The following is a 23,162-nucleotide window of genomic DNA, read 5'->3' as shown; positions in this document are numbered from 1 at the left end:
GGGTTGGTTTGTTATCGATCTTTTAGTGACACGGCGTCTGAGAGAATCAGGCCAGCAACCTGGCCTCGAACGGATAGTCCGAGAGCAGTTCGACGCGGCCGTCGTCGTGAATGTAGACCTGCTCTTCGAGCTTCACGCCCTCGCCGCCGGCCTCGTGTCCGATATAGCTTTCAATGCACAGGGTCATGCCCGGCTCGATCACGCCGTCATAGCCCTTGGCCTCGTTGTCCTCTCTATGCACGATGTACGGATATTCACCCGTCATGCCAACGCCATGCGCGAGCGCAAAATAGCGGCGTGCACGGTATGGCTCGGGAATCTTCCACGCCCGCGCGATGAACTCCTGGAAGGTCGTGCCCGCGCGCACGTTCTCCATGTTCGAATGAATCTGCTCGTACGCGAGCTGGTAGAGATTCTTTTGCGCGGCTGTTGCTTGCACATCGCCGCACAGGAACGTGCGCGAGAAATCCGCGTAGTAACCGAAGCGGCCGACCACGTCCGTGTCGAGCCCGACGAGTTCACCCGACTGAATCTTGCGCGGACTGCTTTCCTGGAACCAGGGATTGGTGCGCGGCCCCGAACTGATCAGGCGCGTTTCAATGTAGTCGCCATCGGTCGCAATGATGTGCTGGTGCAGATGCGACCACAGCTCGTTCTCGCTGATACCCGGCACGAGCGCCGCCTCCAGTTTGTGGACGCCTTCTTCAGCGGCACGCAGCGACGCGCGGATCATCTTGATCTCGTTGGGCACCTTGATGGCGCGCGCCCGTTCGAGCGGCTCTTGTGCATCGAAGACCTGATAGCCGCGCGCCTGCAAAGCGAACGCCGCGGCGGACGTCGCGCTTTCGATCGCGATGCGCTTGCCGCCACCGCTTTGTTTCATCAGCTCATCGATTTCTGCAGCCCAACGCTCGGTGACCTGACCAAGCATGTCGTCGCAGAAGTAATAGGAAATCGCGGTGGCGGGGCGGACCTCATCGACAGTGTCCAGACCGTCGGCGAGGAAATCGCAGCCTGCGTATTCGAACAGCACGACCTTGCCTTCCGCCGGCACGAACACATAACGGGCCGGGTTGCGCATTGAATAGACCTGCATGTTGCGCGAGCCGGTGGCGTAGCGCATGTGCGTCGGATCGAATAAAACAGCAGCGGTGAGGTCGCGCTTCTTCAACTCACGGCGCACGGCAGCCAGCCGGTCACGTTGAATCTGCGCAATTTCCTCGGCGGTGGGTTCGCAATCTTCAGGGAGATGGGTGGGGCGAATAATCGACATGTGGGCTTTTTATAAGAGTTAATCGACGAGTTAATCAACCAGGCTATCGGCGCGAACGAGCCGTTGCTCGGCTTCCAGGTGAGCTTCCGAAACACGCCCGTATAACTGCCGTGTCCGTTCAAGCCGTCCGATCACGCCAGGCTTTTGCGAGTACGCAAAGATGGCTGTGTGGCGCTCGACTTCGCCCGCTACCTGCGTGACGCGGTGCAGCGAAAAGCGGCCCTTGAACAATTGCAGGTCACCCGGACGCAACGTAATGATGTTGATGGCTTCGCGGGTTTCCCCTCGTACCACGCGGCCGACGCCTTCATAGTTCTCGCCTTGAGGCGTGCGAATGTTCGGGCAGTATTCGAAGTCGCCGCCCGAGGTGGGCTGCTGGGTCATCATCGAAACGATGAATTCGTTCGTGTCGTAATGCCACGGCTGTTCAGTGCCGGGCGGCATCACGTTCTGCACCAGACCCGCATACGGATCGGCGTATTCCCACACCCGCGTTTCGCCCAGGCAGTCCGCCACGAAACGCTTCATCGCCTGGGCGACATAGATGCGATGCACGATCGCGTCCGCCGGAATCAGGTCGCGTGTCACAAAACCGCTGGTGCGGTCCATGAAGATGCGGCGGGGATCGGCGTCGGAGAGTGCGGGATCGTCGGCGGTGAAGTAGGCGTTCACCTTACGAGTTGAAAAGTAGGTTTTTGCGGCCAGCGCACGACCTTCGTTGCGCGCCCGCTCCAGCGCCTCCGGGCGCAGGAAGTGGTGCAGCACGGCGCTGCCGCTGGCGGCCAGTTCGGCGCGGCAGGCCGCCACCAGTTCGTTCAGGCGCGGGCTTTGCGGGTCATGCAAGGGATAGCGGTCGGTGTTGACGATATCGCTGAGATCCAGGCATTCAGCATCGGCAAGTGAAACAGAGAGAACCACGGCAGGCTCCAGATCGATATTTTGGCGAGTGGATTTACGGGGCGACTTCAACAACAATCTGCGAACACGATCTGCAAACAACGGCCTGATCTTTTGGCGGCCAATTTCTTTTGGAAAGCGAGTATTTCCGATGGATTCCATTAGCGAACCCGATTGGTCCAAGATCCCTTCACTCGATGCGGAACTCGTGCGTGCGTTTGTAGTAGTGGCTGAAAGTGGGGGTTTTACAGCGGCCGCGCGCCAGCTTCATCGCACGCAATCCACCATCAGCCTGCGTATCCGGACGCTTGAGGAGCGGCTTGGCGCGCACCTGTTCTTGCGCAATAGCCGCCATTTCGCGCTCTCCAGCGATGGTGAAAATTTCCTGATTCACGCTCGGCGGATACTGCAGGTGCAGAACGAGGCGATTGCATCGCTTACGCGAGGTAGCCGCGGCAACGTGATTCGTTTCGGGCTGCCGGAGGATTATGCGGAGCTATGGTTGCCGGAATTGCTGCGGGCGTTTTATGCGTTGCGCCCCGGCGCTCGGCCGCATATTCATTGCCGGACGTCGCTGGAATTGCTGGAACGGCTGGGTGCGGGCGAACTCGATCTGGCGCTGGTCGTGCGGCATGGCGAACGTGCCGGGGGAAAACCCCTAGCGCGACAGGAACTCGTGTGGGCAGCGCATCGCGATTTCGAGTTGTGCGCGGATGCGCCGATACCGCTCGCTCTCTTCGACGAAAGCTGTACCTATAGGCAACGGGGATTGCAGGCGCTGACCGCGATCGGGCGCGATTACCAACTCGTGTACACGAGCCAAAGTCCGACCGGCATCCGCATCGCGGTGAATCATGCCGCGGCGGTGACGATCATCGATCGCCGGACGTTGCCCGCAAGCTGGCGCACGTTCGGAGAAGCGGAGGGTCTGCCGGCGCTGCCGCCTGCGGAATTGGAACTGCACGTTGCGCCGACCATGCGTAACGAGGCAACGCGCGACCTGAGCGCGCTGATCGAAACGCTGGTGTCAGAGCATAGCGGCGTGATAGCTTGAGGCTTGATGGCGGGCGGCACGGCTCGACAATGTGCACCACGCTCCCGGACTTTTCGGTCGGGACCCGAGCGGTTATATTCCCTGTTCGCTTCGGGCTGCGTCGTTAGCGACGTCTCCTGCCCTATCTACGCTCACACGTTTCGCCATGCCCCATTCCGCCGTTGTTCTGGAAACCGATCGCCTCATCCTGCGCCCGCCGCAACAAGCCGATTTCGACGACATCCACGCCATGTGGTCGGACATTAACGTCGTGCGCCATGTCACTGGCAACGCCTTCACGAAAGAGGAAGCGTGGGCTCGCCTGCTTCGAAGCGCGGGGCATTGGTCATTGATGGGATTCGGCTACTGGGTAGTCAGCGAGAAGCACAGCGGCAAGTTCGTCGGTGAGGTCGGCTTCGGGCAATTCAAGCGCGGTATCGATCCCGCGTTCGATGAAGCGCCGGAGATCGGATGGATGTTGACTGCCGAGTCGCAAGGACAAGGCTACGGAACTGAAGCCGTGCGCGCCGCGTTGCGATGGGCGGATACACGCTGGCCCGATGCGGAGATTGTCTGCATCATCTCGCCGGAAAATGCGCCCTCGCTTGCGCTCGCCAAAAAATGCTCATTCGCACAAAGTCGCGAGACAACGTACAAGGGCAAGGCAACCGTTGTATTCCAGCGCGAGGCGTCATCGCGTGAAAGCGAAAGCGAAAGTTAAAGCCCTTCGAGGAAGTCTTTTTTGATCGATTTGGAGTAGGCGGAACACGCAACATGCGCGGCATTGGCCGCCGCGTTGACCATCACACTCGCATCAACGGGCTTGCATAGCGACACAACAATCGGCGGTGGAACCGGCTTCAACGGCAACTCGACGAATTCGCCGCTTTGCAATTCCTTGGCGACGAAAAGACTGGGAATGCCGGCGACGCCGTATCCATCGCGTACCAGTTGAACGATAGCGGCCACTGAGGGCGAGCAAGTAATACGCGTTTGTTCGGGCCGCATGTTCTCTTGCCGGGCAAGCGTATGCACGATACTTTCCAGCGCGACTTGCGGCGCCGTCCCACGGCCGAACGTGACGATCGGCCGTTGCAAGACACGTAATGCAAGCCCCGCCGCGCGTCGCGACAACAACCCGCGCCTCGCGATCCATCGCACCGGATAACTCGCCACCGCGCTCGATGCAATCTTCGTGCTGTCGATACCTTCCACCCGTATGACGAGATCGAGTTCACCGCTCAGCAAACGGCGCTGCAACACCGAACTCGAGTCGACGGTGAGATCGACATCGAGCTTCGGATAGTTCGCATTCAAATACGTGATGTAGTGCGACAGCCAGCTATGCACCACGGTTTCGATGACCCCCAGCCGCAGCTTGCCGCCGACCACGACCTCCTGACCCGCGGCCTCGCGCAACGCACGCGCGGCATCGACCACGTTCCTCGCGAGCCCTAGCAGACTCTGCCCCGCCGTCGTCAACCGGAACGCTGTTGAAGTACGGTCGACGAGTTCAGTCTTCAACTCATCCTCGAGCGACTTGATGCGCAGCGAAATGGTCGCGGGCGTGGCGTGCAAAACACGCGCCGTCGCCCGGAAACTTTCCAGTTCAGCCAGCGTCACGAAGGTCTCGAGGAAGCGTGTATTCATGCAGGCGTCAGCCGGAACGACTGCATGGCGTGACCCAGGCGCAACGCCTGATCGTTCATCGAACTCGCTGCGGCTGCGGCCTGCTCGACCAGCGCCGCGTTCTGTTGCGTGGTGCCGTCCATCTGCGCGATGGCCCGGTTGACCTCTTCAATCCCCACGCTCTGCTGGCTCGACGCAGTCGCGATGTCTTCCACAATCGATGTCACGCGTTTGACCGCCGTGACGATATCGGCCATGGCCTTGCCCGCGTTTTCGGCGAGTCCCGCGCCGCTTTCGATCTGCGTCAGCGAGGTATCGACCAGCACGCGGATCTCTTTTGCCGCCGCCGCGCTGCGCTGCGCGAGGCTGCGCACCTCGCCCGCCACCACCGCGAAACCACGGCCGTTTTCGCCGGCACGCGCTGCTTCAACTGCCGCGTTCAGCGCGAGGATATTCGTCTGGAATGCAATGCCGTCGATCACCGCCGTGATCTCGGCAACCTGCTTCGAACTGGTTGCAATCGCGCGCACGTTCTCGACCACGTCATTCACCACGCTGCCGCCTCGCAGCGCCTGCGCCGACGCGCTTGCCGCAACCTGGCTGGCTTGCGACGCGTTGTCGGCGTTCGCGCGGACCGTGGACGTGATCTCGTCCATGGCCGCCGCGGTCTCCTGCAGCGCCGCTGCCTGCTGCTCGGTGCGGCTCGACAGGTCCGCGTTGCCGCCGGCAATTTCCGCTGCGGCGAGCTTGATGGCATCGGCGGCGTCCTTCACGCGCGATACCGTTCCCGCCAGGCTGTCGCGCGTATGGGCAATCGCTGAAATGACGCTCTGCGTATCGCCGGCCGTCACGTCGATTCGTCCCGTCAGGTCACCCGATGCAATCTGCCGCGCGAGTTGCGCAGCCGCGGCAGGCTCACCGCCAAGCGAGCGGCGCACGCTCTTGATCGCCAGCGATGCAAACAGCGAAATAGCGGCGCCAAGCGCGAACAGCATCAGGAACGAATGCAGGAGTGTGCGATAGAACGCGGCCTGGATATCGTCCTGGTACGTGCCGGCGATCATGTCCCAGTCCCAGGGCTTGTAGCGTTTCGTATAGCCCAGCTTCGAGCTCGGTTCGGTCTCGCCCGGCTTCGGCCACCAGTATTCGAGGAACCCCGCGCCTTCCGCGGAACTGCCTGCCGCGGCGATGGACTTGTAGAGCGGGTTGCCCTTCGCGTCCTTCCAGTCCGACATGTCCTTGCCGTCCAGCTTCGGGCTGATCGGATGCATGATCATGACCGAATTCGCGCCCACGATAGTCACGTAGCCGCCGCCGTCATACCGCAGGTCGCCGATCCGCGCGATGGCTTCCTGCTTCGCGGCATCGACGGACATTTTGCCGCTTTGCGCCAGCTTGTCGAGGCCGGCGGCGATTGAATACGACATCGAGACAATATCGCCCAGATCGCGATGACGCTCCGACAACTGCAGGTCACGTGTCTGGTAAGCGTGCCAGACGGTCAGCGTCAGGAGGCCGAACCACGACAGAATCAGCGGCATCCATAACTTCTGACGCAAGGACAGACGGTTCATTTTTTTGTTTTCCAGTTGAAAGGAACGGCGGTCAGGAGAGGCGCGGGAGAACGAGCCCGCTGGTTCGCTTAACGGCAGCCCGGAGGAATTATTAACTCCGCCTAAAAAATGCGCCTGCGTGATCGATGTTTTTTGAAGCGCATTTCCGGGCAAAAGATGCGCGTCGGCGCGCGGCTCTTTGTGGTTTAAAACATCGCGGACAAAGGCATGCAGCCTTGCTCGGCGGCTATGTGTCCGCTGCTTTGAGGCCAACCCTGTTAAGTGAAAACCCGCACGAATCTGTTAAGAAAACCTTAACGGCCACGAGCGGAATAACTCGCTGGCGCCGCTTTTTTTTCGACCCTAACCTGCATCCCATCACTTGTTTCATCGCCATTTCATTGCATTCGTGAGGGACCTGAACCATGCCGCACCTTTTCCGCCAGCAAGTCCGCAGCAAGCGTTTTACCGGTCCTACAGCCGGTCACTGCGGCGAGTTCGCGCAAGCCAATCTCGCCATCATCCCAAGCACTTATGCGGAGGATTTCCTGCGTTTTTGCGTGCGTAACCCCAAGGCGTGCCCGCTGCTCGGCGTGGGAGAACCCGGCCAGTGGAACGTCCCTGCGCTCGGCCGCGACCTCGATATCCGCACCGACGTTCCTGGCTACAACGTGTATCGCGACGGCGTGCTGTGCGAACGGCCCGGCGATATCGTCGAACTCTGGCGCGATGACCTCGTGGTGTTTGCCATCGGCTGCTCGTTTTCGTTCGAGCAGATGCTGGGACGCGAACGCATTCCGTTGCGGCACGTCGATGAGGGCGTCAACGTACCCATGTTCCGGACGAATATTTCCAACCAGGCGGCCGGCCCGTTTGGCGGCAAGCTGGTCGTCTCCATGCGTCCCATGAGCGGTACGCATGCGGTGCGCGCTGTCCAGATCACGAGCCGGTTCCCTTCGGTGCACGGTGCGCCGGTGCATCTGGGCAGCCCGGCGGTGCTCGGTATTGAAGACCTGATGCAGCCCGACTACGGTCAACCGGTCTCGATCCATGAACACGAAATACCTGTGTTCTGGGCGTGCGGTGTGACGCCGCAAAGCGCCATTGAAAGTGCCCGTTTGCCGTTCGCGATTGCACATCGGCCGGGTCACATGCTCATGACCGACATCCCCAACGCATCGCTCGCTGTGCTCTGAGCGCACGCTCACGAACCTTGGAGAAAGCCATGAATACCGAAGCACACTATGCGAGCACGCAAGTTGAAACACTAGCCGATGAACCCGCCAGCAGCGGCATGTTCGGCTGGTACAAACACACGACCCCGAGCGAGAAGCGCGCATTCTGGAGCTGCAAGATAGGCTACGGACTCGACGCCATGGACACTCAGTTCCTGAGCTTCGTGATCCCTACGCTGATTGCAACCTGGGGGTTGAGCAAGGGCGAGGCCGGGTTGATCGGTACGGTTACGTTGCTGACGTCGGCGCTCGGCGGGTGGATCGCAGGCATTCTGTCGGATCGCATTGGCCGCGTGAAGACGCTGCAGATCACCATTCTCTGGTTTGCGTTCTTCACGCTCGTCTGCGCGTTTGCCCAGAACTACGCGCAGTTGTTGGTCGCACGCGGTTTGATGGGCTTCGGCTTCGGCGGCGAGTGGACAGCGGGCGCGGTGTTGATCGGTGAGGTCATCCGCCCGCGTGATCGAGGTAAGGCAGTGGGCATGGTGCAGGCGGGCTGGGCAATTGGATGGGCCGTTGCCGCGGGTCTCTATACGCTGGTGTTTTCCTTCCTGCCTGGCGACATCGCGTGGCGCGCGTTGTTCGCGCTGGGGATCTTGCCCGCGCCGTTCGTGATCATGATCCGTCGGCTTGTCGATGAACCCGAGGTCCACAAGGAGCAAAAGCGGCGCGAGCTGGAAGCCAACGATCGTAGCTCGTTCCTCGAAATCTTCGGCCCCGGTATGTGGTTCACCACGCTACGTACGGCCATTCTCGCGACCGGCACGCAAGGTGGCTATTACGCCATTACCACTTGGTTGCCGACGTACCTGAAGACTGAGCAGCACCTGAGCGTGGTTGGCACGGGCGGTTATCTCGCCGTGGTGATCGCCGGATCGTATGCGGGGTACCTGTGTGGCGCATTTCTCAGCGACCGGTTCGGCAGACGGCTCAACTTCATCGTGTTTTCGCTGGCTTCCATGATCATCGCGCTGGTCTATACGCGTGTGCCGATGAGCAATACCCTGCTGCTGGTTCTTGGCTTTCCGCTTGGATTTTTTGCGTCGGGGATCTTTGCGGGTATGGGCGCGTTTATGACTGAGTTGTTTCCTACGCGGATACGCGGTTCCGGTCAGGGCTTTTGCTACAACTTTGGCCGTGCGGTGGGTGCGACGTTTCCATTTCTGATCGGTTTTGTCGCGCAGAAAATGTCCCTGGGTATCGCGATTGGGACGTTCGCGGCTGCGGCTTACGGCGTGGTGATTTTGGCGGCGTTGACGTTGCCGGAGACGCGTGGCGCTAGGCTTGTTTCTTAGGTTTTCGTGGGATGGTGCGCTCGCGCCGGTGGACGGGTTTTGGTTTGGGGTGATTTGGGGTTGGTGGTCGGGGGTCGGGGTTGGTGCCGGGTTGGTAGGTTCTGGCGGTAGCGGTCGGGGTCGATGCCGGGTTGCTAGGTTCTGGCGTTAGCGGTCGGAGTCGATGCCGGGTTGCTGCTGCTTAGCTTAGTGATCTGCTTAGGTTGCCTAATTTCTTTATCGCTATTAGCCACTGCGCGTGGCGGCGCGTCATTTCTTTGTCCAAAGCGACAAAGAAACGAAGCAAAGAAAGCGCTTTCAAAACGAGGGCTCATGCGTTGACCCAGCGTGCAGTTTCCGCGTTTTTGGCACCCCAAAAGCACGGTGCTCGCCAGAACCACCGATGTGTGAAACCCTCCTTCTCGCGAATTCTTACACGCACACGCTTCGCCCCGTACGCTCTCGGGCAAGCACCATTGCCAGGAAACCTTCACGGCCTCACGCGCTTTTAGTGCCTCATTATTTGGTCGGTTGGTTGTTTGATTTGCGCAGCTATTTTTGCGGGTATGGCCTTACGTACTCTACGGCTTCATTTCTTGGTGGGTTGGCGACGTGGTTCGGCATGCGTACAAATTCGGAGGATGGTTTTTCGCGGATAGCGCGGGGTGTTCCTTGGGCAGGTTCAGTCACTGGTGGCGAAGCGTGTGGGTATCGGTATTCGGAGAAGGAGGGTTTCACACATCCGTCGCTCTTGCGAGCACCGTGCTTTTGGGGTGCCAAAAACGTGGAGGCTGCACGCTAGGTCAACTTATGAGCCCGCGTTTTGAAAGCGCTTTCTTTGCTTCGTTTCTTTGTCGCTTTGGACAAAGAAATGACGCGCCGCCACGCGCAGTGGCTAATAGTGCTAAAGAAATTAGCTCACTCAAGCAGACCGCTAAGCCAAGCAGCAGCAACCCGGCAATGACCCCGACCGCTAACGCAGGAACCTAGCAATCCGACCACTACCCCCGACCCCCAAACCCAAAACCTCCCGTCCACCGGCGCGAGCAACCCATCATACCCAAGTTATCCATTTCAACAGGACCCCTCCCATGTCGCAGACAAATCCCTCCCACGACCGCCGCTGGCAATTCTGGATCGACCGCGGCGGCACCTTCACCGACATCGTCGCGCGCCGCCCCGACGGCCGCATCGTCACGCACAAGGTGTTGTCAGAGAACCCCGAGCGATATCGCGATTCCGCCGTGCATGGCATCCGCGAGTTACTAGGCATCGCAAACCATGAAGCAGTGCCGGCCGAGCTGATCGATAGCGTACGCATGGGCACCACAGTAGCCACGAACGCACTGCTCGAACGCAAGGGCGCATCAACCGTACTCGCGATCACGAAAGGCTTCGCCGATGCCCTCCGCATCGCATATCAAAGCCGTCCGAAGCTGTTCGTGCGAAACATTGAACTGCCGACACTCCTATACGAACAAGTTGTTGAGATCAATGAGCGGATCGGTGCCCGCGGCGAAGTCGTGCGTGAACTCGACATCGAGCAGGCCCGCCAGGCATTGCAAAGCGCCTTCGATAACGGCATTCGGTCCTGCGCAATCGTGCTGATGCACGGCTATCGTTACACCGCGCATGAACAAAAGCTCAAGGAGCTCGCGGAGCAAATCGGCTTTACGCAGATATCGGTTAGCCACGAAGTCAGCCCGCTGATGAAGCTGGTTTCTCGTGGCGACACCACCGTAGTCGACGCATACCTCTCGCCCATCCTGCGCCACTATGTCGGGCAGGTTGAAGCCGACCTGGGCGCGGTGCCGCTGCAGTTCATGCAGAGCAATGGCGGCCTCACCGATGCCCACCGCTTCCAGGGCAAGGACGCGATCCTGTCGGGACCGGCGGGAGGCATCGTCGGTGCAGCGCAGGTGTCGAAGCTCGCGGGCTTCGACAAGATCATCGGCTTCGACATGGGCGGCACATCCACCGACGTCACGCACTACGCCGGCGAGTACGAGCGCGAGTTCGCCACCGAAGTCGCCGGCGTGCGCATCCGTGCGCCCATGATGAAGATCCACACGGTCGCGGCGGGCGGCGGCTCGATCTGCAGCTTCGACGGCGCGCGTTTTCGCGTCGGGCCGCAAAGCGCTGGCGCGAATCCGGGACCGGCTTCGTACCGGCGCGGTGGCCCGCTGACCGTGACCGACTGCAACGTGATGACCGGCAAGATCAGCGCGCGCTGGTTCCCGCACGTATTCGGGCCGGACGGCGACCTGCCATTGGATGCCGACGTCGTGCAACGCAAGTTCGCGGAGGTGGCGGCGTCCGTAGAAGCCGCGACCGGCGTCGCGCGAACACCTGAAGAAATTGCGGAGGGCTTCCTGAAGATCGCAGTCGAAAACATGGCGAACGCGATCAAGCAGATCTCCGTGCAGCGCGGCTACGACGTTACCCACTACACGCTCGCGTGTTTTGGCGGCGCGGGCGGTCAGCATGCGTGCCTCGTCGCCGACGCGCTCGGCATGACGCGCGTGTTCATCCATCCGCTGGCAGGTGTGCTGTCAGCCTACGGCATGGGTCTCGCCGATGTCCGCGCACTGCGGCAACAAGCGCTCGAAACGACGCTGTCAAAAGAAGCGCTCGCCGCTTGCCATCACACGTTCGAACCACTGGAAATCGCAGCGCAAAACGAAGTTGCCGAGCAACGCATTCCGCTCACCAACATAGTCTTGCGACGCACGCTGCATATCAAATACGACGGCACGGACACCGCGCTTGAAATCGACTTCTCGACGGAACCGGCCAGCATCGTAGACACGTTCGAGCGTTTGTATCGTGCGCGTTATGGCTTCCTCATGCCGAACAAGACGCTGATCATCGAAGCCGTCGCGGTCGAAGCCATTGGCCGCACGCAGGACGCTGAAGACGAACAATGGCCGCTGGCCGAACGTGCATCGGTGAATCCGGAAGCGCTCGCGACCACGCGCATTTTCTCCGGCGGCGAATGGCGCGATACCCCTGTCTTCGATCGCGATGCGCTCGCACCCGGCGCGAGCATCGACGGTCCGGCGATCGTCAACGAGCGTACCGGAACGACCGTGATCGAACCCGGCTGGCAAGTGGTCGTGAGCAAGCACAATCATCTGGTGGTTGAACGCACGACCGCGCTCGTCAATCGTCATGCTGCCGGTACGCAAGCGGACCCGGTGCTGCTCGAAGTGTTCAATAACCTGTTCATGTCGATTGCCGAACAGATGGGCGTGACGCTCGCGAACACATCGTACTCGGTGAACATCAAGGAACGTCTCGACTTCTCCTGCGCGCTCTTCGATACCGGCGGCAACCTGATCGCCAACGCGCCGCATATGCCAGTGCATCTAGGATCGATGGGCGAAAGCGTGCAGACGATCATCGACCGGCGCGCGGGCACCATGCAAGCCGGCGATGTCTACGTGCTCAACGCACCGTACGCGGGCGGTACGCATTTGCCGGACGTGACCGTCATCATGCCCGTGTTCGTCGATGCCAGCGCCACACCAACCTTCTATGTCGCGGCGCGCGGACACCATGCCGATATCGGCGGCATCACGCCCGGCTCCATGCCGCCGGATTCCACGCACGTGGACCAGGAAGGCGTGTTGCTCGACAACATTCAACTCGTGGCGCAAGGGCGTTTTCTCGAACGTGAAATACGCGACCTGCTGACCTCCGGCCAGTACCCGGTTCGCAACGTCGAACAGAACCTGGCCGATCTGCGCGCACAAGTTGCCGCTTGCACGAAGGGCGCGCAGGAGCTTGAACGCATGTGCGGGCAGTTCGGTCTGGACGTCGTTCGTGCTTATATGCAGCACGTGCAGGACAACGCGGAAGAAGTCGTGCGGCGCACGCTGTCCGTGCTCAAGGACGGCCGCTTCGAATACGCGCTCGATGACGGCGCGAAGATCGTGGTGGCGGTATCGATCAACCGCGAAGCGCGGTCGGCCGTGATCGACTTCGAGGGCACGAGCGCGCAGCAACCGAACAACTACAACGCGCCATCGGCGATCTGCAAGGCGGCGGTGCTGTACGTGTTCCGCACGCTGGTCGACGACGATATCCCGCTCAACGCCGGTTGCCTGAAGCCGCTGGAGATCCGCATTCCGGCGGGATCGATGCTCAACCCGCACTATCCGGCAGCGGTGGTGGCGGGCAATGTCGAGACCTCGCAAGTTGTCACGGACGCCCTCTACGGGGCGCTCGGCGTGATGGCCGGCGCACAGGGCACGATGAACAACTTCACCTTCGGCAACGAGCAGTTCCAGTACTACGAGACCATCTGCGGCGGCGCGGGTGCGGGCCCTGCCTTTGACGGTTGCAGCGCGGTCCAGACGCACATGACGAACTCGCGCCTGACCGACCCGGAGGTGCTCGAGTGGCGCTTTCCGGTGCGTCTCGACGACTTCCGCATCCGCCGCGGCAGCGGCGGCGCGGGACTGCATGCAGGCGGCGACGGCACCGAGCGAAGGGTACGTTTTCTCGCGCCGATGACCGCCGTCATCCTGTCCAACCGGCGGCGTATTGCGCCGTTCGGACTGGCGGGCGGCAAGCCGGGTGCGCTTGGTGTGAACTGGGTCGAACGGGCAGATGGGAAGGAGCGTGAAACCTTCGGCGCGCGGCATCAGGCGCACATGAATCCCGACGATGTCTTCGTCATCCAGACGCCAGGCGGTGGTGGCTACGGCGAAGAGCGTTGATGCCGGCTGTCCGTCTCGAGCTATTAGCGAGGCGGACAGCGGTACCTGAGAAAGCAAACCTCAGATCTCCACTTTCGATCCGAATTCAACCACGCGATTAGTCGGCAGCTTGAGATACGCCGATACATTGCCGACGTTGTGCAGCATGACGCCGAACAATCGCTCGCGCCACAGCGCCATGCACCTTTCCCTCTCGCGCTTCGGTATCACGGTCGCGCGGCTCAGGAAGTAGGACGTCTCCGACTGCTCGAACTCAAGGCCATATGCCTTGCATGCTTCAAGGGCACGCGGCAGGTTGACCTCGTCCTTGAAGCCGTAGGAGATCGTGATGTGATAGCAGTCGCTGCACAGCGATTGCACCGACACACGCTGGCTCTCTTCAACCCACGGAACCTCTTTGTTCGACACCGTCAGGAACACCACCCGCCGGTGCAACACCTGGTTATGCATGAGATTGTTGATCAATGCATGCGGCACGCCATGAGGATCAGGCGACAGGAAAATCGCCGTCCCGTTGACCCGCACCGGTGAACGAGCGAGCAGCGACTCCAGGAAGGGCTTAAGCGGCGTGGTCCCGGCCCGTACCTTGGCTTCACCTAGCATGATTTCCCATCCACGTCCCCACGTGGTCATGACGGCGAACATCAGCAGCCCGATAACGAGCGGGAACCAGCCGCCCTGCGTGATCTTGAGCAGATTGGCCGAGAAGAACGTGGCGTCGATCACAAAGAAAAACACTGTGGCGCCCACGCACAAGAACCAGTTGTAATGCCACGCATAGCGGATCACGAAGAACGTGAGCATGGTCGTGATAAGCATCGTGCCGGTAACGGCAATGCCGTAAGCCGACCCCAGCGCAGTCGATGAACCAAAGCCGATCACAGCCGCCACCACGGCCACAAGCAATGTCCAGTTGATGCCTGGAACATAGATCTGCCCTATTTCTTTCGCCGAGGTGTACACCACGTTCATGCGCGGCAGGAAGCCTAGTTGCATCGCCTGCTTGGTCATCGAATAGGTGCCTGAGATCACGGCTTGCGAGGCGATTACCGTGGCTATCGTCGACAACACGACCATCGGATAAAGCGACCATACCGGGAACAATCGATAGAACGGATTTTGCACAGCGGATGGATCGGACAGCAGCAGCGCGCCCTGCCCCAGGTAGTTCAATGCGAGTGCCGGGAATACCAGGCCAAACCAGGTGAGCCGGATCGGATGGGCGCCGAAATGCCCCATGTCGGCATATAACGCCTCTGCACCCGTCAGGGACAGCACAACAGCCCCCAGTGCGACGAACGCCAGCCACCGATGATGCAGGCAGAACGCCAACCCTGCGAACGGATTGAGCGCGACCAGGATATGCGGCGCGTTCATGATCTGGACGAGCCCCGCCCCGGCGATGACGATGAACCACACCACCATGATCGGCCCGAACACCGCGCCAATGCCGGACGTCCCGTGCTTTTGCATCATGAACAATGTAATCAGCGCGGCCAGCGTAATGGGAATGACATAAGGCTTGAGCAGCGGCGTTGCGACCTGCAGTCCTTCAACCGCGCTCAGCACCGATATGGCGGGCGTAATCACGCCATCGCCGTAGAACAGTGCAGCGCCCATCACACCAACCGCCAGCAGGGTATGCCGCAGCCGTGGCCGGCTCGCCACCGACGACGCTGCAAGCGCCAGCAGCGCCATGATTCCGCCCTCGCCGTGGTTGTTCGCGCGCAGGATGAGGGTCACGTACTTGAGCGAGACGACCACCGTCAGCGACCAGAAGATCAGCGAGACAATGCCGATCACATTGCCGGGATCCAGCTTCAACCCGTTGCCGGGATCGAAGACCGTTTGCAGGGTGTACAGCGGACTGGTGCCGATGTCGCCATAAACCACGCCAAGCGCAGCCAGCGCCAGGCCGAACACGGCCGGCCGATGCGGCTGGGGCTCGCCGACGTTCTCGGCGCCGGTTGCAGCGGATGCATGTAGTCCCATGTCTCCTCCAGATGGCCGCCGCCGGGAGCCCTTGGCCCCGGGGTACGGATCGTCCGTCCGCTGTTTCTGGCGCGATCCGAAACCGGCTTAATTGTCAGGCAAAAAGCGGTTTGTTATCTCTGGTTGATCCAAGTATAGGAAAGCGTAAGCGGATCGGCGAATCCATCTCGCGTACGGCAGCATAGATTGAGCGACCGGAAAAGGCGCTAAGGGTTAACTCAAATCCGGTCGGCTTCCTGCGGAGTTGTGACGTACTTGTGACCGGTACATGTGACCACCTGGTGCCTTGGCTAACACCATGGCTTCGAAATACTTACATGAGCGCTTACGGACCTTGCGCTATCACTCCGATGACAACAACGCTATTGACGCAGCGAGTGGGCTTATCGAGAATCCACGCAGCACCTACAGAAAACAAAAACGGCCAGGACTAAGATGCGCGCTTGTTTCCATACAGCAGTAAGCGGTCTCATGAGCAGTCTGATCGTGCTTGGCCTCGCCGGCGGACCATCCGCTGCCTTGTCCCAGGAAACCGATGCTGCGCCCGCCGACATACAGGAGCCGCCCGACGCGACAGCTTCATCGCCTGCTGGAACACCAGCGCGCGCAGATGCAGGCAAACTCTCCGCTCAGCCCAGCGCCCGCGCCGCATCGGATGCGATCGCAAACCCCGCTCGCCGCAACAGCGCAAGCGCTGCGCGAGCGCCGGCTGCTGCCACTGAGGCCGCCAGCGAAACGAAAGCAGACACCCTGATACCGGTCCCGCCGGAAACCACGTCGGTCACGCAACATTCGATCCGTCTTGACGGGCACAAGATCGACTACACGGCCACAGCCGGCAATCTGCTTCTGCGCAACAACGCGGGGCAGGCAGAGGCCAGCGTCTTTTATGTTGCTTACACATCGAATACGAAAAACACCGCCACGCGTCCCATCACGTTTCTTTTTAACGGTGGCCCGGGCGCGGGCAGCGTCTTCCTGCTGATGGGATCGGTTGGGCCGAAGCGCGCGCATACATCGAGTCCCGCTATCACGGCGCCGGCGCCTTACGTGCTCGCGGACAATCCGGACAGTCTTCTGGACACGACCGACCTGGTCTTCATCGATGCACCCGGTGCAGGCTTCTCAAGGATCGTTGGCCACGCCACCGGCAAGCGCTTCTGGGGTGTCGATGAAGACCTCGAAGCTTTCGGGCATTTCATCGAGCGCTACCTGAGCGTGAACCAGCGCTGGAATTCGCCGAAGTACCTGCTTGGCGAATCGTATGGAACGGCGCGCGCCGCCATGCTTGCGTATCGCCTGAGCCAGAGCAACATCGCATTGAACGGGGTCGTCTTGATGTCCTCCGTCCTCAACTCGGGCGCGCACATGAATGGAACGGATCTGGGGGCCGAGAGCTACTTGCCGACCTATGCAGCCATTGCCTGGTATCACGACAAGATCGTGCCCAAGCCGCCGAGCATGCCGGCGTTCCTCGACGAGGTCAGGGCGTTCGCTTCCGGCCCCTACGCGCAAGCATTGGCAGCAGGTGATTCGCTGCCCGATTCCGATCGCGACGCGATCGCCGCACGTCTGGCGCATTACACAGGACTCGATGTGAACTACATCAAGCAGTCGCGCCTGCAAATCTGGCCGTCACGGTTTCGCAAGCAACTGCTGATACGCGAATCGCGCACGGTGGGCCGCTACGATGCGCGCTTCGAAGGCATGGACTACGACGACGCGTCCGAGCATCCCGACTACGACGCGTCGGTCACCAGCGTGTCGAGCGCCTTCGTTGCTGCGTACCACGAGCATCTCGCACAAGACCTGCACGTCGAACCGAAAGATGCGTATCGCGTATTCAACGACGACGCGCTGAAGCAATGGAACTGGAAACATCGCGAGTGGTGGGGCGAGCAGCTTGCGTTGCCCTATGCGGCCGGTGACCTCGCTGAAGCGATGCGACAGAATCCCCAGATGCGCGTGCTGTCGCTCAACGGCTACTTTGATCTGGCGACGCCGTTCTTTCAGACCGAATACGATCTGGCGCATATGGGGCTCGACCCGTCGCTCCGATCAAACGTGCAGCGCACGTATTATCCGACGGGCCACATGATTTATCTCGACGATGCCGCCCTGCATTCGCTCAAGCAAGATCTCGTGCGTTTCTATAGTGCCGGTGCAGCGCAAGCGTCTAAAACCGGATCGCAGTAAATCTCCAGTGAGACACTTATTTGGATTCCTGATTAATCCGGGAGCCGGTTGCTTAGAGTAATGGCAACCCCGCATCACGCTTTACCTCCCGCAGCGAAAGCGTCGACTCGACGGCCGTCACGCCGGGCAACGTCCGCAATACGTCACGCAGGAAGGTGCCATAGTCCTCCAGATCCCGCGCGACGACTTGCAGCAGATAGTCGGCGCTGCCGGAAATGTTGTGGCACGAAACAATACGCGGTATGGCCTGGATTTCGCGTTCGAACCGGTCAGCCAGTGGCCGGTCGTGCACGCCAAAACGCACCAGCGTAAATGCGACCAGACCCAGCTTCAGTGCGGGCTTGGACAAGAGCGCCCGATACCCTTCTATATAACCTTCCGCTTCCAGCCGCTTGAGACGTCGGGCGCACGGCGTTTCGCTAAGACCAACGGCTTCGGCGAGGCTTGCATTAGTCGCGCGGCCGTCGGCCTGGATCGCGATCAGGATTGCACGATCTATCTTGTCGAGTTCCATCCGTTCCATTCTGATCCTCTTGTGATTCTCTGAGCCACAGATAGCTCGCGCTCCGTTGGACTGCAATCTTGGAGATCGGCAGGGCTCTCGCAGCACTGACATACTTGCGGATTTTCGGGAGAACTATTCCGGCGATACTGGTACCGTGCACCACTCGCATTATCAACAAGCGCTCAACTCCCCGGCTTATATTCGTACGTATTCGTCTTGATGGGCGTATATTTTCCGCCTCGACGGGAACCCGGCCCCGGCAACTCGACTTCCCCATTTTCCGCCAGTACACGCACCGTAACTACACCTTGTTTGTCTTTGCTTATCAGGGCTTCCGCTGTACCCAACTGGCCTACTTGCTGGTTAGAAACGTGATAGTCGAAAGCGTGTGTGCCAGGATTTCTCGCGCCCTGATATTCCGTAATACGTGCGTCCAAAGGCTGGGGATCCGACGGTTTCAAAAATTTTCCGCTCGTTGCCGGTGCTTCATGTTTCCCGTTGTACACAATGACGGAAAACGGATACTTATTGCCGACGTGCACGAGGTCATTGTTATTACCCTCGTAGTTATGGGGATCCATGCTCGTGTCATTCGTCATTTTACTGCTTGCATATCGAATGGCGTTTGCACCGTCACGTGACGTAAGCCAGGGTTCGTTCCCTTCGCCGAAGGTTCCAGCATGATAGGCATAGAAATGCTTCGTATCTGATGCGTACATCATCGTGCAGCCGCTCAGGGAGCCTCCGGTCACGGCAATGGTCTGCCCTGGTTTCAGATTCTCATACGAAATTCTGATAGCGCCAACGCCGTTGCGACCGTTGCTTAGTTCGATGACACTCACATCTTTGGAAAGTCGATTCCTTGACGGCCCCCATTGATCTCCCAGACGAACCTTGCTGTGGCTTTCCTCCGAGGTAACTTGTGTGCCGTTTCCTACTGTCAGGACGTCCTTTCGTACTTCGGGGATGGCCTCCTTGGCCGACACGGCGTGCTCCGTATTAATTCCGTAGCTCATTCCACCCTCTCCATCCTTCCGATAAAAATCAAAATCGAGGGGGAATTCATGGATTCTCTTACTCTCTTCTCCTGGATTTGCAGGAGGTTCAAGGTTGAACGGTCCTTTTCCGATGAGCTTTTCCACGTGCCCCTTTCTTACTGAGGGCGCTCTAAACTTGGAGAGCGCGGTACCAAACGGGCGTTTCCTCGGTGGGCCGGTTGGCGTCTCAGTCGGTCGACGCGGTCTCGCGCCGGTCGTTCCCGGCGCTTTCGGCGTTCCCGATGTTCCTGATGTTCCCGGTTGCGGGTCATGCGTTCCAGTCGTTCCCGACGTTCCTGGCTGCGGGTCATGCGTTCCAGAAGACTCCGTGGGGGACGTCTTTGTTGGCAAACGGGGCGGCTTCGTCGGGCTCAAAGGATAGCCGATCCGACCGTCGGGAAGTCGAGCAGGAGGCTTGAAGGTTGTGGTCGGTGGCTTGGAGGTTGTGCCCCGCGACTTGGTTGAATGCGGGCTGCTGGGGCCACCAGCATTGGTAACCGGCTGCATTGCACCTGCCATGGATTCTGGCGATGGCAGTTTGCCCGATCTTGCATTATTTGCTGTCTCCAGCACCGAGGCAGTCGCAGTCGTCGCTCGTCCCTGGGGGGTCATCGAATAGGCGGCATCGATAAAACTGGCGTATCGATCAATGCTTTGTTTTTCCTCCTCGGATATGGGACGCCCCCGTTCCAGCTTCCGGTAGGAATCCATTGCACTTCTCGCAAAAGCGCCGAATGGATTTCTCAGCGCGTCTACGAAGATGGCAGAGCCTTCCGATAACGTGTAGTCGCGCCTGATCCCGACTCCGCCAATGTACTTTTGATCAGGACCATCCTCCTTCCTGTCCGAGGGAGCGGGTATGGCCGTTTTCGTGCCTGGATTTCCCACAGAGCGCCGCACGATGGTCGGATCCCGGCCCCGAGTCGGAGTCAAAAACAAGGGATCACTGCGCAGTTTCTCGTACGCACTAAGTGCCCCACGGTCGGCATCAGAAAGCGCACTCCCTGCGCGTTGCACTTGCTCAATCTTTTGAACACGTTTCTCGAAGTTCTGGAGTCGCGCCCAGACTGCGTCCGGGTGGACCAGCGGCAACGATAAACCACTCTTCGACGGCTCTGGTGAGACAGGCGCCTCCCGTGTTTGATCCACCGCCGAACCAGTGTGTGTCGGATCTGGACCATTGTCTTTGAATGTCGAATCTGCCTGACCGTAACTCCATCCACTTTGGGAATTCACTCGCACGATTGCACCTCTATAAAATGAGCGCCAAACTGGCGCACCAGATGTTCGAATACCCCCTTCGAACACTTGAAATGTTGAGACCATTCAAGGCGATTTCTATCATCCCATGCTCGTTTTCATATATTCAGGAATCGCAAGTAATCACTTGGCACAAAGTCAACATGCCTCGTTCAACAAGCTAGCAAATCAGCATCGTGACCTCATGGCTCTCCGGGAGGTGTGACTCCAGTACTTCAGGATGGCGTGGCTCCAGCGGAGAGGCTACCCGTCTCATATGCAGACGACCAGTCAAGCCTCCGGGCGGTGTGCAACTCTATACATAAGTATCGCCTGTTGCTGTGGCTCACCCCCTACTATTCTTATGCGGGACCCACCTCATACCGTCGGCAACGCGGTTCCGGCTGTACAGCTCAGACCGGCTTTTTACTTCGGGAATATCGACATGCAAGCATCTACGCAAAGCAACTATCCACAAATCAATACTCCTTATCTTTCATTTCAAGGGAGCACAAATACGCTGTTTGGCGGCGGCGCACAGTCACTGCTCTCACGCGGCGCAGAAACGGCCAGCCAGATGTCAAATATGCTGAGCGGCTTTTCCAAGGCGTCGTTCCCCAGCTTCGGCCAAAGCTGTACGCCGGCGAGCAGCAACCCTTGCCGTGACAACTCGAAAGCCGACAACCGCGCCCCGCCACCGCCGTCGCGCAACGATTGCGGTAGCAAGGACGCCGGCAAGAACAATCCGACGCCGTCGCGCAACGACTGCGGCGGCAAGGACTCCGGCAAGAACAACCCGACGCCGTCACGTAACGACTGCGGTGGCAAGGACGCCGGCAAGAACAACCCGACGCCGTCGCGCAACGACTGCGGCGGCAAGGACTCCGGCAAGAACAACCCAACGCCGTCACGCAACGACTGCGGTGGCAAAGATGCCGGCAAGAACAACCCGACGCCGCCGCGCAACGACTGCGGCGGCAAGGACGCCGGCAAGAACAACCCGACACCATCGCGCAACGACTGCGGCGGCAAGGACGCTGGCAAGAACAACCCGACGCCCTCACGTAACGACTGCGGCGGCAAGGACGCTGGCAAGAACAACCCGACGCCGTCGCGCAACGACTGCAGCAGTAAGGACCCCTGCAAAAACAACTCGACGCCGTCGCGCAACGACTGCGGCGGCAAGGATGCCGGCAAGAACAACTCGACGGAGTGGACCAACACCGCGGTGTGCAACAACAAGACGAGTATCAACCTGGGCAACTACACGCTCGACTTCAACAAGGCCGATTCGTCGATGGTCATGACCAATACGAAATCCGGCGATATAACGAAGATCTGGGGTGATCCGCATATTACCCAGCACGAGAACGCCGCCAACTCGTCGACTGCGATGTTCAACGGCCCGATGACGTTCATGTTGCCGGACAACACCAAAGTCACCGTCAGCACCCAGGCGGCCGCGAACAACAAGAATATTTCGTTTGCGGATCAGGTGACGATCACCCACGGCAAGCAGGCCTACCAGGTCACTGGGCTGAGCGAGCAGGACGCGGCGGGCCTCAACGTCCAGAAAAGCAAAAACGGCCGCGCGCTCGACGCCGCCACACCTGACGGCTACACTGTCCTCGCGGCTCGCAACGGCAGCGGCTGGATCGACCCGGTCACCGGCAAGGAGCCGACGGCTGCCAACATCAGCAAGGCCAACACGTAAGCGAACTGCACGATGAGGGGCAACTCCATCCGTGATTGCCCCCACGGATGCCGCACGTACGATCGCCGATCGAGTGCGGTATCCGCCCCCCCTCAGCCCCTTTCCTGTCCGCCGCCCTGTGAACCACGACCGCCGGCATTCTCACGCAGGCGCACCGCTTGCCCCTCCGGCCGGAATTGCAGCGAAGCTCGTCTGGAAAACGTTCGAGTACCGTGGTGAATCCGCATCCCGAGAACAAAGGCAACGAAACGCCGTGGGATGTCTGTAAGCGTGGCGCCGAGGACGGCGCCACGCACCCGGGACAAACCGTCGGTAAGACCAGGGATATAGTCAGCAACGACCGCGAGCATAGTAGCGAGGAAGCCGGCAAGAAGGTCGACGAGGTACTTGAGAAGGTGCCCGTTATCGGCGAGGCATTGAATATCACTCGCGTTATCGCCGGCCAGAAAAATCCGGACGGCAGCCCGGTGATGCCGCAGCCCCCGAACGTTCAGCCGGACGCGAGCGAATCCATATCGCCTCGACCTACTGGCAAGGCTCCGGGGCCTCCCGCATTCGAAACGTCTTCAACGAAGAATCCAGACGAGCAGCTCGCACCTTCGAAGACTCCGTCCGTGGCTAGTAGCGCGTCCGGTAAATCCGCTCAGCCGAATACAACCGGCCCGCAGGCCAGTAAGCCAGGAGAATCCGAATCCAGCACGAATACCAAGTCCGCGAGCCATACAACAAACGACATCATTCTCCTGCGGGGCGCCCACCGCCGGCCGGCTTCATGGTCGTGATAGACGACCTGCCGTCCGGCCCTCGACAACCTGCACTAGCATGTCAAAACGAGGCAAGCCATTCACAGGAGATTCAACG

Annotated in this window: 17 protein-coding genes; 10 read left to right on the top strand and 7 right to left on the bottom strand. The window is 60.0% G+C overall.

Annotated features, from left to right (window positions below; genetic code table 11):
- Window positions 1-46 precede the first annotated feature (46 nt).
- Together ACSOSP_RS24715 and ACSOSP_RS24710 are read right to left on the bottom strand one after the other, a co-directional pair.
- A complete protein-coding gene (locus ACSOSP_RS24715) occupies window positions 47-1,273 on the bottom strand; it encodes a M24 family metallopeptidase (RefSeq protein WP_455313529.1) in 1,227 nt (408 codons plus the stop codon).
- A 30-nt stretch (window positions 1,274-1,303) separates the two neighbouring features.
- Complete coding sequence (locus ACSOSP_RS24710) at window positions 1,304-2,191, bottom strand: HalD/BesD family halogenase (RefSeq protein WP_455313528.1); 888 nt, start codon at window positions 2,189-2,191, stop codon at window positions 1,304-1,306.
- Window positions 2,192-2,321: 130 nt separating this feature from the next.
- Between ACSOSP_RS24710 and ACSOSP_RS24705 the strand changes: the two genes are divergently transcribed.
- Window positions 2,322-3,224: a LysR substrate-binding domain-containing protein gene (locus ACSOSP_RS24705; protein WP_455313527.1), complete on the top strand. Its 903-nt coding sequence runs from the start codon at window positions 2,322-2,324 to the stop codon at window positions 3,222-3,224.
- A gap of 145 nt (window positions 3,225-3,369) precedes the next feature.
- Window positions 3,370-3,924 carry a GNAT family N-acetyltransferase gene (locus tag ACSOSP_RS24700; RefSeq protein ID WP_455313526.1) on the top strand — a complete coding sequence of 185 codons (555 nt, stop codon included), beginning with the start codon at window positions 3,370-3,372 and terminating at the stop codon, window positions 3,922-3,924.
- Here the strand turns inward: ACSOSP_RS24700 and ACSOSP_RS24695 are convergent.
- Together ACSOSP_RS24695 and ACSOSP_RS24690 are read right to left on the bottom strand one after the other, a co-directional pair.
- Complete coding sequence (locus ACSOSP_RS24695; RefSeq protein WP_455313525.1) at window positions 3,921-4,853, bottom strand: LysR family transcriptional regulator; 933 nt, start codon at window positions 4,851-4,853, stop codon at window positions 3,921-3,923. The genes ACSOSP_RS24700 and ACSOSP_RS24695 overlap by 4 nt on opposite strands.
- A complete protein-coding gene (locus ACSOSP_RS24690) occupies window positions 4,850-6,406 on the bottom strand; it encodes a methyl-accepting chemotaxis protein (RefSeq protein ID WP_455313524.1) in 1,557 nt (518 codons plus the stop codon). Before ACSOSP_RS24690 ends, ACSOSP_RS24695 begins: the two co-directional genes overlap by 4 nt.
- Window positions 6,407-6,531: 125 nt before the next feature.
- Here ACSOSP_RS24690 and ACSOSP_RS24685 point away from each other — a divergent pair, with 125 nt between their 5' ends.
- From ACSOSP_RS24685 to ACSOSP_RS24670, 4 genes are all read left to right on the top strand, one after another.
- A complete protein-coding gene (locus ACSOSP_RS24685; protein ID WP_455313523.1) occupies window positions 6,532-6,798 on the top strand; it encodes a hypothetical protein in 267 nt (88 codons plus the stop codon).
- A 12-nt stretch (window positions 6,799-6,810) separates the two neighbouring features.
- Window positions 6,811-7,581 (top strand): putative hydro-lyase, encoded by a 771-nt coding sequence (locus ACSOSP_RS24680; protein ID WP_455313522.1) that lies wholly within the window; start codon window positions 6,811-6,813, stop codon window positions 7,579-7,581.
- A 29-nt stretch (window positions 7,582-7,610) separates the two neighbouring features.
- Window positions 7,611-8,915 (top strand): MFS transporter, encoded by a 1,305-nt coding sequence (locus ACSOSP_RS24675; RefSeq protein ID WP_455313521.1) that lies wholly within the window; start codon window positions 7,611-7,613, stop codon window positions 8,913-8,915.
- A gap of 1,070 nt (window positions 8,916-9,985) precedes the next feature.
- Window positions 9,986-13,618: a hydantoinase B/oxoprolinase family protein gene (locus ACSOSP_RS24670; RefSeq protein ID WP_455313520.1), complete on the top strand. Its 3,633-nt coding sequence runs from the start codon at window positions 9,986-9,988 to the stop codon at window positions 13,616-13,618.
- Window positions 13,619-13,678: 60 nt separating this feature from the next.
- Here the strand turns inward: ACSOSP_RS24670 and ACSOSP_RS24665 are convergent, their stop codons facing one another.
- On the bottom strand, window positions 13,679-15,610 hold the full coding sequence (locus ACSOSP_RS24665) for a potassium transporter Kup (protein ID WP_455313519.1): 1,932 nt from the start codon (window positions 15,608-15,610) through the stop codon (window positions 13,679-13,681).
- Between the two features lie 471 nt (window positions 15,611-16,081).
- Here ACSOSP_RS24665 and ACSOSP_RS24660 point away from each other — a divergent pair, with 471 nt between their 5' ends.
- Window positions 16,082-17,806 (top strand): S10 family peptidase, encoded by a 1,725-nt coding sequence (locus ACSOSP_RS24660; RefSeq protein ID WP_455313518.1) that lies wholly within the window; start codon window positions 16,082-16,084, stop codon window positions 17,804-17,806.
- Between the two features lie 52 nt (window positions 17,807-17,858).
- On the opposite strand, the gene ACSOSP_RS24655 is transcribed toward ACSOSP_RS24660, so the two are convergent.
- Together ACSOSP_RS24655 and ACSOSP_RS24650 are read right to left on the bottom strand one after the other, a co-directional pair.
- Complete coding sequence (locus ACSOSP_RS24655; protein ID WP_455313664.1) at window positions 17,859-18,320, bottom strand: Lrp/AsnC family transcriptional regulator; 462 nt, start codon at window positions 18,318-18,320, stop codon at window positions 17,859-17,861.
- A gap of 173 nt (window positions 18,321-18,493) precedes the next feature.
- Window positions 18,494-19,453 (bottom strand): cytotoxic necrotizing factor Rho-activating domain-containing protein, encoded by a 960-nt coding sequence (locus tag ACSOSP_RS24650; RefSeq protein ID WP_455313517.1) that lies wholly within the window; start codon window positions 19,451-19,453, stop codon window positions 18,494-18,496.
- A gap of 74 nt (window positions 19,454-19,527) precedes the next feature.
- Between ACSOSP_RS24650 and ACSOSP_RS24645 the strand changes: the two genes are divergently transcribed.
- From ACSOSP_RS24645 to ACSOSP_RS24635, 3 genes are all read left to right on the top strand, one after another.
- Window positions 19,528-19,767, top strand: coding sequence for a hypothetical protein (locus ACSOSP_RS24645; protein WP_455313516.1), 240 nt, complete (start codon window positions 19,528-19,530; stop codon window positions 19,765-19,767).
- 1,265 nt (window positions 19,768-21,032) lie between these two features.
- On the top strand, window positions 21,033-22,301 hold the full coding sequence (locus ACSOSP_RS24640) for a DUF1521 domain-containing protein (RefSeq protein ID WP_455313515.1): 1,269 nt from the start codon (window positions 21,033-21,035) through the stop codon (window positions 22,299-22,301).
- A 215-nt stretch (window positions 22,302-22,516) separates the two neighbouring features.
- Window positions 22,517-23,083, top strand: a complete 567-nt coding sequence (locus tag ACSOSP_RS24635; protein WP_455313514.1) for a hypothetical protein — start codon at window positions 22,517-22,519, stop codon at window positions 23,081-23,083.
- Window positions 23,084-23,162: the final 79 nt, after the last annotated feature.

Source organism: Caballeronia sp. KNU42, assembly GCF_053760385.1.
Note: the sequence above shows the minus strand (reverse complement) of the source record. Positions and strands in the feature narration are given on the sequence as shown.